12 protein-coding genes are annotated in these 12,417 nt (G+C 70.8%); all 12 read left to right on the top strand.

The window, feature by feature from the left end:
- The first annotated feature begins 30 nt into the window (after positions 1 to 30).
- The 12 genes from DEJ43_RS05520 (at position 31) to DEJ43_RS05465 (ending at position 12,412) form a co-directional block, all read left to right on the top strand.
- Positions 31 to 573: a membrane protein gene (locus DEJ43_RS05520; RefSeq protein ID WP_015032329.1), complete on the top strand. Its 543-nt coding sequence runs from the start codon at positions 31 to 33 to the stop codon at positions 571 to 573.
- A gap of 114 nt (positions 574 to 687) precedes the next feature.
- Positions 688 to 1,602, top strand: a complete 915-nt coding sequence (pdxS, locus tag DEJ43_RS05515) for a pyridoxal 5'-phosphate synthase lyase subunit PdxS (protein ID WP_041662147.1) — start codon at positions 688 to 690, stop codon at positions 1,600 to 1,602.
- Entirely contained in the window at positions 1,602 to 2,192 is a 591-nt protein-coding gene (gene pdxT / locus DEJ43_RS05510; RefSeq protein WP_015032327.1) for a pyridoxal 5'-phosphate synthase glutaminase subunit PdxT, read from the top strand. The genes pdxS and pdxT overlap by 1 nt, the downstream gene beginning before the upstream one ends.
- A 62-nt stretch (positions 2,193 to 2,254) precedes the next feature.
- Entirely contained in the window at positions 2,255 to 3,007 is a 753-nt protein-coding gene (locus DEJ43_RS05505) for a YebC/PmpR family DNA-binding transcriptional regulator (RefSeq protein ID WP_015032326.1), read from the top strand.
- Positions 3,008 to 3,140: 133 nt separating this feature from the next.
- Positions 3,141 to 3,704, top strand: coding sequence for a crossover junction endodeoxyribonuclease RuvC (gene ruvC / locus DEJ43_RS05500; protein ID WP_015032325.1), 564 nt, complete (start codon positions 3,141 to 3,143; stop codon positions 3,702 to 3,704).
- A complete protein-coding gene (gene ruvA, locus DEJ43_RS05495) occupies positions 3,701 to 4,333 on the top strand; it encodes a Holliday junction branch migration protein RuvA (RefSeq protein WP_015032324.1) in 633 nt (210 codons plus the stop codon). The genes ruvC and ruvA overlap by 4 nt, the downstream gene beginning before the upstream one ends.
- 48 nt (positions 4,334 to 4,381) lie before the next feature.
- Entirely contained in the window at positions 4,382 to 5,482 is a 1,101-nt protein-coding gene (ruvB, locus tag DEJ43_RS05490; protein ID WP_015032323.1) for a Holliday junction branch migration DNA helicase RuvB, read from the top strand.
- A 165-nt stretch (positions 5,483 to 5,647) separates the two neighbouring features.
- A complete protein-coding gene (gene yajC / locus DEJ43_RS05485) occupies positions 5,648 to 6,130 on the top strand; it encodes a preprotein translocase subunit YajC (RefSeq protein ID WP_015032322.1) in 483 nt (160 codons plus the stop codon).
- A gap of 144 nt (positions 6,131 to 6,274) precedes the next feature.
- Positions 6,275 to 8,044, top strand: coding sequence for a protein translocase subunit SecD (gene secD, locus DEJ43_RS05480; RefSeq protein WP_015032321.1), 1,770 nt, complete (start codon positions 6,275 to 6,277; stop codon positions 8,042 to 8,044).
- A gap of 1 nt (position 8,045) precedes the next feature.
- Entirely contained in the window at positions 8,046 to 9,128 is a 1,083-nt protein-coding gene (secF, locus tag DEJ43_RS05475; RefSeq protein ID WP_015032320.1) for a protein translocase subunit SecF, read from the top strand.
- Complete coding sequence (locus DEJ43_RS05470) at positions 9,125 to 9,676, top strand: adenine phosphoribosyltransferase (RefSeq protein ID WP_015032319.1); 552 nt, start codon at positions 9,125 to 9,127, stop codon at positions 9,674 to 9,676. Before secF ends, DEJ43_RS05470 begins: the two co-directional genes overlap by 4 nt.
- Positions 9,677 to 9,931: 255 nt before the next feature.
- Positions 9,932 to 12,412: a RelA/SpoT family protein gene (locus tag DEJ43_RS05465; RefSeq protein WP_041662146.1), complete on the top strand. Its 2,481-nt coding sequence runs from the start codon at positions 9,932 to 9,934 to the stop codon at positions 12,410 to 12,412.
- Positions 12,413 to 12,417 lie beyond the last annotated feature (5 nt).

Genomic DNA, 12,417 nt, shown 5'->3' with positions numbered 1-12,417 from the left:
GGCCGGCGGGCGACGGTAGCCTTTGGGGCCGTGACCGTAACCCTGATCTGGACCGTCGTCGCGCTGATCCTCATCGGCGTCTATCTCAGCTGGACCGCCGGCCGCCTCGACCGTCTCCACTCCCGCATCGACGCCGCCCGCGCCGCCCTCGACGCGCAGCTGCTGCGCCGTGCCTCGGTCACCCAGGAGCTGGCCACGTCCGGCGTGCTCGATCCGGCCGCCTCGATCGTGCTGTACGAGGCCGCGCACGCCGCCCGGCAGGCGGAGGAGGACCACCGGGAGGTCGCCGAGAGCGAACTCAGCCAGGCCCTGCGGGCCGTGTTCGGCGAGCCGGAGCAGGTGGAGCTCGTACGGGAGGCCCCCGGCGGCGAGGAGGCCGCGGAGGAGCTCGCGCAGGCCGTCCGGCGGGTGCCGATGGCGCGCCGGTTCCACAACGACGCCGTGCGGGCCGCCCGCGCCCTGCGCCGCCACCGGAAGGTCCGCTGGTTCCGGCTCGCGGGCCACGCTCCGTTTCCACTGGCCTTCGAAATGGACGACGAGCCGCCGGTGGCCCTTGCTGATCGTCCGGCCTGACGATCTCAGCCTGGGAAAACGATCCACCGGGTCCACATTGGCCCTTGCTGTGGACTGCACGTGGACTGTTTCCTCATCTTGTCGTCAACCCCCGTTGTCACGAGTGAGGTATCCGTGTCCACCACGCCTTCCACCACCTTCCAGTCCCCCGAGACCGGCACCGCGCGCGTGAAGCGCGGCATGGCCGAGCAGCTCAAGGGCGGCGTGATCATGGACGTGGTCAACGCCGAGCAGGCGAAGATCGCCGAGGACGCCGGCGCCGTGGCCGTCATGGCCCTGGAGCGGGTCCCGGCGGACATCCGCAAGGACGGCGGCGTGGCCCGCATGTCCGACCCGAACATGATCGAAGAGATCATCGGCGCGGTCTCCATCCCGGTCATGGCCAAGTCCCGCATCGGCCACTTCGTCGAGGCCCAGGTCCTGCAGTCCCTCGGCGTCGACTACATCGACGAGTCCGAGGTCCTCACCCCGGCCGACGAGGTCAACCACTCCGACAAGTGGGCCTTCACGACCCCCTTCGTCTGTGGCGCCACCAACCTGGGCGAGGCCCTGCGCCGCATCGCCGAGGGCGCGGCCATGATCCGCTCCAAGGGCGAGGCCGGCACCGGCAACGTCGTCGAGGCCGTGCGTCACCTGCGCCAGATCAAGAACGAGATCGCCAAGCTGCGCGGCTTCGACAACAACGAGCTGTTCGCCGCCGCCAAGGAGCTGCGCGCCCCCTACGAGCTCGTCAAGGAGGTCGCCGAGCTCGGCAAGCTGCCGGTCGTGCTGTTCTCCGCCGGTGGTGTCGCCACCCCCGCCGACGCCGCGCTGATGCGCCAGCTCGGCGCCGAGGGCGTCTTCGTCGGCTCCGGCATCTTCAAGTCGGGCGACCCGGCCAAGCGCGCCGCCGCCATCGTGAAGGCCACCACCTTCTACGACGACCCGAAGATCATCGCGGACGCCTCCCGCAACCTGGGCGAGGCCATGGTCGGCATCAACTGCGACACCCTGCCCGAGGCCGAGCGCTACGCGAACCGGGGCTGGTAATGACCTCTCCCGTCATCGGTGTCCTGGCTCTCCAGGGCGACGTACGGGAGCACCTGATCGCCCTGGCCGCGGCGGACGCCGTGGCCAGGCCGGTGAGGCGCCCCGAGGAACTCGCCGAGGTCGACGGCCTGGTCATCCCCGGTGGTGAGTCCACCACCATCTCCAAGCTGGCCGAGCTGTTCGGCCTGATGGAGCCGCTGCGCGAGCGCATCGCGGCAGGCCTGCCGGTCTACGGCACCTGCGCCGGCCTGATCATGCTCGCCGAGAAGATCCTCGACCCGCGCTCGGGCCAGGAGACCTTCGGCGGCATCGACATGATCGTGCGCAGGAACGCCTTCGGGCGGCAGAACGAGTCCTTCGAGGCCGGCGTCACCGTCGCGGGCATCGAGGACGGCCCCGTCGAGGGCGTCTTCATCCGGGCCCCCTGGGTGGAGTCCGTCGGCGCCCAGGTGGAGGTCCTCGCCGAGCACGACGGCCATGTCGTCGCCGTCCGGCAGGGACGGGCCCTCGCGACCTCGTTCCACCCCGAGCTCACCGGGGATCACCGCATCCACGCCCTGTTCGTCGACATGGTGCGCGCTGCGGGCTGATCCGATCCCGGTAGGATCTCTGGGGTTCGTTCAGAATTGGGTTACGCGAAGGAGACAGGCAGATGTCCGGCCACTCTAAATGGGCTACGACGAAGCACAAGAAGGCCGTGATCGACGCCAAGCGCGGCAAGCTCTTCGCGAAGCTGATCAAGAACATCGAGGTCGCGGCCCGTACGGGCGGCGCCGACCTGGACGGCAACCCGACGCTGTTCGACGCCGTCCAGAAGGCGAAGAAGCAGTCGGTCCCGAACAAGAACATCGACTCCGCGCTCAAGCGCGGAGCGGGTCTCGAGGCCGGCGGCGCCGACTACGAGACGATCATGTACGAGGGCTACGGCCCGAACGGCGTCGCGGTGCTCATCGAGTGCCTCACCGACAACCGCAACCGTGCCGCGTCCGACGTGCGCGTCGCCATGACCCGCAACGGCGGCTCGATGGCCGACCCGGGCTCGGTCTCGTACCTGTTCAACCGCAAGGGCGTCATCCTCCTGCCCAAGGCCGAGCTGTCCGAGGACGACGTGCTCGGCGCGGTGCTCGACGCCGGTGCCGAAGAGGTCAACGACAACGGCGACACCTGGGAGATCATCAGCGAGGCCACCGACCTGGTCGCGGTCCGCACCGCGCTCCAGGAGGCCGGCATCGACTACGACTCCGCCGAGTCCAGCTTCGTCCCGACCATGCAGGTCGAGCTCGACGAGGAGGGCGCGCGCAAGATCTTCAAGCTGATCGACGCGCTGGAGGACAGCGACGACGTGCAGAACGTCTTCGCCAACTTCGACGTCAGCGACGAGGTCATGGAGAAGGTCGACGCCTGATCCGGGCCGCCGGCCGAGACGGTTCGCCAGCGGGCCGACGGGGACACACCCCGTCGGCCCGCTGTCGTTCGTGCGGCGTTGTCGGTGGCAGCGGATAGCCTGCACAAACAGGTGAGCGAGCAGGGGGTGCGGTGTGCGTGTTCTCGGGGTGGACCCCGGCCTGACGCGGTGCGGCGTCGGCGTCGTCGAGGGCGTCGCCGGACGGCCCCTCAGCATGCTCGGCGTGGGCGTGGTGCGCACCGCCGCGGACGACGACATCGGCCTGCGCCTGGTCGGCATCGAGCGCGGCATCGAGGAGTGGCTCGACCGCTTCTCGCCCGAACTCGTCGCCGTGGAGCGGGTGTTCGCCCAGCACAACGTCCGTACGGTGATGGGCACCGCGCAGGCCAGCGCCGTCGCCATGCTCTGCGCCTCGCGCCGCGGCATCCCGGTCGCCCTGCACACCCCCAGCGAGGTCAAGGCCGCCGTCACCGGCAGCGGACGCGCCGACAAGGCGCAGGTCGGCGCCATGGTGACCCGGCTGCTCCGGCTCTCCGCCCCGCCCAAGCCGGCCGACGCCGCCGACGCCCTCGCCCTCGCCATCTGCCACATCTGGCGGGCCCCCGCCCAGAACCGTCTCCAACAGGCCGTCGCCGAGAACCGCCTCCAGCAGGCGGTCGCCCGGCAGGCGGCCGCAGTGAAAGGCCGAACCCGATGATCGCCTTCGTCAGCGGCCCGGTCGCCGCCCTCGCCCCCACCACGGCCGTCATCGAGGTCGGCGGGGTGGGCATGGCCGTCCAGTGCACCCCGGGGACGCTCGCGGGACTCCGGATCGGCGCGGACGCGCGGCTCGCCACCTCGCTGGTCGTCCGTGAGGACTCCCTCACGCTGTACGGCTTCGCCGACGACGACGAGCGGCAGGTCTTCGAGCTCCTCCAGACCGCGAGCGGCGTCGGACCCCGCCTCGCCCAGGCCATGCTCGGCGTGCACAGCCCGGACGCGCTGCGGGTCGCCGTCGCCACCGGCGACGAGAAGGCGCTCACCGCCGTGCCCGGCATCGGCAAGAAGGGCGCGCAGAAACTCCTCCTCGAACTGAAGGACAAGCTCGGCGCTCCGCTGGGCAGCAGCGGCCTCGTCGGCGCCCAGCGCGCCGCGGCCGCGGGCCCCGCGCCGTGGACGGAGCAGCTGTCGGCCGCCCTGATCGGCCTCGGCTACGCGTCCCGCGAGGCGGAGGAGGCGGTGGCGGCGGTGACGCCGCAGGCCGAGGAGGCGATCGCCGCGGGCGGCGCGGCCCCGGTGCCGCAGCTGCTGCGGGCCGCGCTCCAGTCACTGAACCGAGCCCGCTGACCCCCGCCGGACAGACCACCGCACCACCACCGAGAAGGCAGAACATCCGTGAACTGGGACGACGACTCCACCGACGCGGCCGCCGGCGACGAGGCGCGCATCGTCGGCGCCTCCGCCGAAGGGGACGACCAGGCCGTCGAGGCGGCGCTGCGCCCCAAGGACCTCAGCGAGTTCGTCGGCCAGGAGAAGGTCCGCCAGCAGCTCGACCTGGTCCTCAAGGCCGCCCGGCAGCGCGGCGCCACCGCCGACCACGTCCTGCTCTCCGGCGCCCCCGGCCTCGGCAAGACGACCCTGTCGATGATCATCGCCGCCGAGATGAACGCACCGATCAGGATCACCTCCGGCCCCGCCATCCAGCACGCCGGAGACCTCGCCGCGATCCTCTCCTCCCTCCAGGAGGGCGAGATCCTCTTCCTCGACGAGATCCACCGGATGTCCCGGCCCGCCGAGGAGATGCTCTACATGGCGATGGAGGACTTCCGCGTCGACGTCATCGTCGGCAAGGGCCCCGGCGCCACCGCCATCCCCCTGGAACTGCCGCCGTTCACCCTGGTCGGCGCCACCACAAGGGCCGGACTCCTGCCGCCGCCGCTGCGCGACCGCTTCGGCTTCACCGGCCACATGGAGTTCTACGACCCGGCCGAGCTCCAGCGGGTGATCCACCGCTCCGCCGGCCTCCTCGACGTCGAGATCGACCCCGCCGGCGCCGCCGAGATCGCCGGCCGCTCCCGGGGCACCCCCCGCATCGCCAACCGGCTGCTGCGCCGCGTCCGCGACTACGCGCAGGTCAGGGCCGACGGAGTCATCACCCGGGAGATCGCCGAGGCGGCCCTCAGCGTGTACGAGGTCGACGGGCGTGGCCTCGACCGGCTCGACCGCGCAGTCCTTGAGGCGCTGCTGAAGCTCTTCGGCGGCGGCCCGGTCGGCCTCTCCACCCTCGCGGTCGCCGTGGGGGAGGAGCGCGAGACCGTCGAGGAGGTCGCCGAACCCTTCCTCGTACGCGAGGGCCTACTGGCCCGTACACCCCGCGGTCGGGTCGCCACTCCGGCGGCCTGGGCGCACCTCGGACTCGTTCCGCCGCAGGCAGCGGGCCCGGAGGGCACCGGGAGCGGCGCGGGAAAGGGACAACAGGGTCTCTTCGGGGCGTGACGGTGCGGACACTCGCCCGGACAGGAACCAGGGTGCGATGCTGGACGTTGTTCCATCGATGCGGACTCGCCTAGACTCCGCCGATGCCGCCCTTTCTGGTCGGCGCGCCCACCCCCGAAGATCAGGCCGCGGGTTCTCCGCGACCGTGCGAAGGAAACCCGTCCCGTGAGCATCGTGACCCTCCTCCCCTTCATCGTCCTCATCGGGGCCATGTTCCTGATGACCCGCTCCGCCAAGAAGAAGCAGCAGGCGGCGGCGCAGATGCGCGACGAGATGCAGCCCGGCACCGGCGTACGGACGATCGGGGGGATGTACGCCACCGTCAAGGAGATCGGCGACGAGACCGTCCTCCTCGAAGTGGCGCCCGGCGTGCACGCCGTCTACGCGAAGAACGCGATCGGCGCCGTACTCGAGGACTCCGAGTACAACCGCATCGTCCACGGTGACGACGAGGAGTCGGACTCCGAGACCGTCGTCCCGGACGACGCCTCCTCGCTCACCGAGGCCCCCGAGGCCGCGGACGCGAAGACCGCCGAGGTCGAGGACGCGGCGCCGAAGGCCGACCTGACGAAGAAGTCGGACGCGGCCGAGGCTGCCACCGAGGGCCAGAAGGACGGCAAGGCCGACGGCGAGACCGACGCGAAGTAGTCGCGGCCGGGGACACCGCGCACGCCCACCGGCGCGCGCGGTCCCCGGAACGGTTCCACGTCTGCGGGGGAAGGTCCCCACACACACTTCGTGGCCGTCTCACGCATACCCGGCGGGAGACGGTTGGACAGGGAGATACGACAGGTGGCAGCACCGAAGAAGGGCCGAAGGCCGGCGGGGGGACAGAGTCGGCCGGGCCGCGCCCTGGCACTCATCCTGATCGCCATGGTCGCGCTCACCGGAGGCATGTTCTGGTCGGGGCACACCACCCCGCGCCTGGGCATCGACCTCGCCGGTGGTACGTCGATCACGCTCAAGGCCAAGGCCGATCCCGGCCAGGAGTCGGCGGTCAACGAGACCAACATGAACACCGCCGTGGGCATCATCGAGCGCCGTGTCAACGGTCTCGGTGTCTCCGAGGCCGAGGTCCAGACGCAGGGCCGCGAGAACATCATCGTCAACATCCCTCGCGGGACGAACGAGAAGCAGGCCCGTGAGCAGGTCGGCACCACCGCCCAGCTCTACTTCCGGCCCGTTCTCGGCGTGACGAACGGCGGAGCCGCCCCGGCGCCCAGCGCCAGCTCCTCCGGCTCCCCGTCGGCCTCGCCGAAGCCGTCCTCCTCCGCCTCCGGCTCGTCCGTGGGCGAGAAGAAGCCCACGCCGACGGCCACCGGCTCCGCCCAGGGCCGCGCGCTCACGGAGGCCCTCAAGGCCCCGAGCCCGACCCCGACCGGCAGCTCCTCCGCCTCGTCGAAGCCCAAGGCCACCGGGACCCCGTCGGCGACCCCGACGCCCGATGCCTCCACCGCGGCGCTGGAGCAGAAGTTCGCCTCCCTGAACTGCCTCGACCCCAAGCAGCGCAGCGCCGCCGGCCAGGGTGTCCTGCCCACCCAGCCCACCGTGGCCTGTGGCGAGGACGCGCCGGGCCAGTGGTCGAAGTACCTCCTCGGCCCGGCCGAGGTGGACGGCAAGGACGTCGACGACGCCAAGGGCGTCTTCGACCAGCAGCGCGGCATGTGGATCGTCACCATGGACTTCACGAGCGGCGGCTCGAAGAAGTTCCAGTCGATCACCAGCAAGCTGTCCTCGCAGGCCGACCCGCAGAACCGCTTCGCGATCGTCCTGGACGGCGAGGTCGTCTCGGCCCCGTCGGTGCGCCAGACGCTGAGCGCCAGTGCCGAGATCTCCGGCAACTTCAACCAGCAGTCGGCCCAGGACCTCGGCAACATCCTGTCGTACGGTGCCCTGCCGCTCTCCTTCCAGACCCAGAGCGTCGACACCGTCACCGCCGCGCTCGGCGGTGAGCAGCTGGAGGCCGGTCTGATCGCCGGCGCCATCGGCCTCGGTCTGGTCATCATCTACCTGGTCGCCTACTACCGCGGCCTGTCGCTGATCGCCATCCTGAGCCTCGGCGTCTCCGCGCTCCTCACCTACGTGATCATGGCCCTGCTCGGCCCGGCCATCGGCTTCGCGCTGAACCTGCCGGCCGTCTGCGGAGCGATCGTCGCCATCGGTATCACCGCGGACTCGTTCATCGTCTACTTCGAGCGCATTCGCGACGAACTCCGCGAGGGCCGCACGCTCCGCCCGGCCGTCGAGCGCGCCTGGCCGCGGGCCCGGCGCACCATCCTGGTCTCCGACTTCGTGTCGTTCCTGGCCGCGGCCGTGCTCTTCATCGTCACCGTCGGCAAGGTCCAGGGCTTCGCGTTCACGCTGGGCCTGACCACCCTGCTCGACGTCGTCGTGGTGTTCCTCTTCACCAAGCCGGTCATGACGCTCCTCGCGCGCACCAAGTTCTTCGGCAACGGCCACGCCTGGTCCGGCCTCGACCCGAAGCGCCTCGGAGCCAAGCCCCCGCTGCGCCGCTCCCGCCGTGCCACCGCCTCTGGCCCTGTCGACCCGAAGGAGGCGTGAGATGTCGAAGCTCGGCGATCTCGGCGCCCGGCTCCACCGTGGTGAGGTCGGCTACGACTTCATCGGCAACCGCAAGATCTGGTATGGCCTGTCCATCCTGATCACCATCACCGCCATCGTGGCCCTGGCCGTCCGCGGCCTCAACATGGGCATCGAGTTCCAGGGCGGCGCCGTCTTCACCACCCCGAAGTCGGACGTCTCCGTCAGCCAGGCGCAGGACTACGCGGAAGAGGCCTCCGGCCACGACGCGATCGTCCAGAAGCTCGGCAACGGCTCCCTGCGCATCCAGGTCGGCGGCCTGGACACCGCCCAGTCGGACAAGGTCCGCACGGAGCTCGCCAAGGACCTGAACGTCCCCGAGGACAAGATCGCGGCGGAGCTCGTCGGCCCCAGCTGGGGTGAGCAGATCGCCACCAAGGCCTGGACCGGCCTCGGGGTCTTCATGATCCTCGTGGTGATCTACCTGGCCATCGCCTTCGAGTGGAGAATGGCGGTCGCGGCGCTCGTCGCGCTCATCCACGACCTCACGATCACGGTCGGCATCTACTCGCTGGTCGGTTTCGAGGTCACGGTCGGAACGGTCATCGGTCTCCTGACGATCCTCGGCTACTCGCTGTACGACACGGTCGTCGTCTTCGACTCGCTCAAGGAGCAGACGAAGGACATCACGAAGCAGACCCGCTACACGTACAGCGAGCTGGCCAACCGCTCGATCAACGGCACCCTCGTCCGTTCGATCAACACCACCGTCGTCGCGCTGCTGCCGGTCGCCGGCCTGCTCTTCATCGGTGGTGGCGTCCTCGGCGCCGGCATGCTCAACGACATCTCGCTGTCGCTGTTCGTCGGTCTCGCCGCCGGTGCGTACTCCTCGATCTTCATCGCCACCCCGCTCGTCGCCGACCTCAAGGAACGCGAGCCGGCGATCAAGGCCCTCAAGAAGCGCATCATGACCAAGCGGGCCAGCGCGGCCGCGAAGGGCGAGTCGGCGGAGGACGCGGACGGCCTGTCCATGGACGCGGCCGAGGCCGCCGTCGTCGGTCCCCGGACCGGCCGCCGCGGCCGTACCGAGGAGCGCCGAGGATGACCGCCGAGGCCCAGGACGTCACCGACCTCCTGCTCAGCCGCATCCGCGACGTACCGGACTACCCGAAGCCGGGCGTGCTGTTCAAGGACATCACGCCGCTGCTCGCGGACCCGGAGGCGTTCACGGCGCTCACCGACGCCCTCGCCGGGCTGTGCTCCGCGCACGGCGCGACGAAGATCGTCGGCCTGGAGGCGCGCGGCTTCATCCTGGCCGCCCCCGTGGCCGTCCGCGCGGGCCTGGGCTTCATCCCGGTCCGCAAGGCCGGCAAGCTCCCGGGGGCCACGCTCCGCCAGGCGTACGAGCTGGAGTACGGCACCGCCGAGATCGAGGTGCACGCCGAGGACCTGGCGGCGGGCGACCGCGTCATGGTCATCGACGACGTCCTCGCCACCGGTGGCACGGCCGAGGCCTCTATCGAGCTCATCCGCCGGGCCGGCGCCGAGGTCGCGGGAGTCGCGGTCCTCATGGAGCTGGGCTTCCTGCCCGGCCGCGCCCGGCTGGAACCGGCACTGAACGGCGCTCCGCTCACGGCGCTGATCACCGTCTGACACCGTCCGACGCCGTCTGTTACGGGGTTTCACCCCGCACGGGGCGCCCCGGGGAATCCCCGGGGCGCCCCGTCGGTTTTCCCGAGTGCCCAGGTCCGGGACCCGGAGGGCGTCCACCGCCCGCCGTCCGCCCCGGTCCCGCCCCGGCCGCGTGAGCACCGCGTGTCAGGGCTCGATACCATGGCCTTTCCGGGCCTGACCGGGGGACCCGGCACCTCCCCCAGACCGCGTCCGGGGGGACCCAGAGGAGCGCTCTTGCCAGACGAGGCCCAGTCACTCTCCGCCGCGCAGCCCGACCCGAAGGCCGCGAAGGCCGCGCCCGGGACCGGCACGCCCCAGAACAAGCCCGCGGAGACCGGGCCCGCGCCAGCCGCGCCCGCGCAGCCGGCCCCCGAGGCGCCCGCCCCCACGCGGCCCGCTCCGGCGGCGCCCGCCCGCTCCGGCGGCTCGTCCAACCGCGTCCGCGCCCGCCTCGCCCGGCTCGGCGTGCAGCGCTCCTCCCCGTACAACCCGGTCCTCGAACCGCTGCTGCGGATCGTCCGCTCCAACGACCCCAAGATCGAGACGGCGACCCTGCGCCAGGTCGAGCGGGCCTACCAGGTCGCCGAGCGCTGGCACCGCGGCCAGAAGCGCAAGAGCGGCGACCCGTACATCACCCACCCGCTCGCCGTGACGACGATCCTCGCCGAGCTCGGCATGGACCCGGCGACGCTGATGGCCGGTCTGCTGCACGACACCGTCGAGGACACCGAGTACGGCCTGGACACCCTGCGACGGGACTTCGGCGACCAGGTCGCCCTCCTCGTCGACGGCGTCACCAAGCTCGACAAGGTCAAGTTCGGCGAGGCCGCACAGGCCGAGACCGTCCGCAAGATGGTCGTCGCCATGGCCAAGGACCCGCGCGTCCTGGTCATCAAGCTCGCCGACCGCCTGCACAACATGCGCACCATGCGCTACCTCAAGCGGGAGAAGCAGGAGAAGAAGGCCCGCGAGACCCTCGAGATCTACGCGCCCCTGGCCCACCGGCTGGGCATGAACACCATCAAGTGGGAGCTGGAGGACCTCGCCTTCGCGATCCTCTACCCCAAGATGTACGACGAGATCGTCCGGCTCGTCGCCGAGCGGGCCCCCAAGCGGGACGAGTACCTCGCCATAGTGACCGACGAGGTCCAGGCCGACCTGCGCGCCGCCCGCATCAAGGCGACCGTCACCGGCCGCCCCAAGCACTACTACAGCGTCTACCAGAAGATGATCGTCCGCGGCCGTGACTTCGCGGAGATCTACGACCTGGTGGGCATCCGTGTCCTCGTCGACACGGTGCGGGACTGCTACGCCGCCCTCGGCACCGTCCACGCGCGATGGAACCCGGTCCCCGGCCGGTTCAAGGACTACATCGCGATGCCGAAGTTCAACATGTACCAGTCGCTGCACACGACGGTCATCGGACCCAACGGCAAGCCGGTCGAGCTCCAGATCCGCACCTTCGACATGCACCGGCGCGCCGAGTACGGCATCGCCGCGCACTGGAAGTACAAGCAGGAGGCCGTCGCCGGCGCCTCCAAGGTCCGCGCCGACGTGCCCAAGAAGACCGGCAAGGACGACCACCTCAACGACATGGCGTGGCTGCGCCAGCTCCTCGACTGGCAGAAGGAGACCGAGGACCCCAGCGAGTTCCTGGAGTCCCTGCGCTTCGACCTCTCCCGCAACGAGGTCTTCGTCTTCACGCCCAAGGGCGATGTCATCGCGCTGCCCGCGGGCGCCACCCCGGTGGACTTCTCGTACGCCGTCCACACCGAGGTCGGCCACCGCACCATAGGAGCGCGGGTCAACGGACGGCTCGTGCCGCTCGAATCGACCCTCGACAACGGCGACCTCGTCGAGGTCTTCACCTCCAAGGCCGCGGGCGCCGGTCCCTCCCGCGACTGGCTGGGCTTCGTCAAGTCCCCCCGCGCCCGCAACAAGATCCGCGCCTGGTTCTCCAAGGAGCGGCGCGACGAGGCCATCGAGCAGGGCAAGGACGCCATCGCACGGGCCATGCGCAAGCAGAACCTGCCGATCCAGCGGATCCTCACCGGCGACTCCCTCGTCACCCTCGCCCACGAGATGCGCTACAGCGACATCTCCTCGCTGTACGCGGCGATCGGCGAAGGCCACGTCACCGCCCAGTCCATCGTGCAGAAGCTCGTCCAGGCGCTCGGCGGCGAGGAGGCCGCCACCGAGGACATCGACGAGGCCGCGCCGCCCACCCGCGGCCGCTCCAAGCGCCGCTCCAGCGCCGACCCCGGCGTCGTCGTCAAGGGCGTCGAGGACGTCTGGGTGAAGCTGGCCCGCTGCTGCACCCCGGTGCCCGGCGACCCGATCATCGGCTTCGTCACCCGGGGCAGCGGCGTATCGGTTCACCGCAGCGACTGCGTCAACGTGGAGTCGCTGTCCCGGGAGCCGGAGCGGATCCTGGAGGTCGAGTGGGCGCCCACCCAGTCCTCCGTCTTCCTGGTCGCCATCCAGGTCGAGGCGCTGGACCGCTCCCGGCTGCTCTCGGACGTCACCCGCGTCCTCTCTGACCAGCACGTCAACATCCTCTCGGCGGCCGTCCAGACCTCCCGCGACCGGGTGGCCACCTCGCGCTTCACCTTCGAGATGGGCGACCCCAAGCACCTGGGCCACGTCCTGAAGGCCGTACGCGGCGTCGAGGGCGTCTACGACGTCTACCGCGTCACCTCGGCCCGCAGGCCGTAGCCACG

The sequence above is a fragment of the Streptomyces venezuelae ATCC 10712 genome, assembly GCF_008639165.1.
In the GTDB taxonomy this organism is placed as follows: Bacteria; Actinomycetota; Actinomycetes; order Streptomycetales; family Streptomycetaceae; genus Streptomyces; species Streptomyces venezuelae.
Note: the sequence above shows the minus strand (reverse complement) of the source record. Positions and strands in the feature narration are given on the sequence as shown.

Coding starts and splice junctions, on each gene's coding strand:
- ruvA (WP_015032324.1), top strand. CDS start 3,701: ATGATCGCCTTCGTCAGCGGCCCGGTCGCCGCCCTCGCCCCCACCACG.
- secF (WP_015032320.1), top strand. CDS start 8,046: ATGTCGAAGCTCGGCGATCTCGGCGCCCGGCTCCACCGTGGTGAGGTC.
- pdxT (WP_015032327.1), top strand. CDS start 1,602: ATGACCTCTCCCGTCATCGGTGTCCTGGCTCTCCAGGGCGACGTACGG.
- DEJ43_RS05505 (WP_015032326.1), top strand. CDS start 2,255: ATGTCCGGCCACTCTAAATGGGCTACGACGAAGCACAAGAAGGCCGTG.
- DEJ43_RS05470 (WP_015032319.1), top strand. CDS start 9,125: ATGACCGCCGAGGCCCAGGACGTCACCGACCTCCTGCTCAGCCGCATC.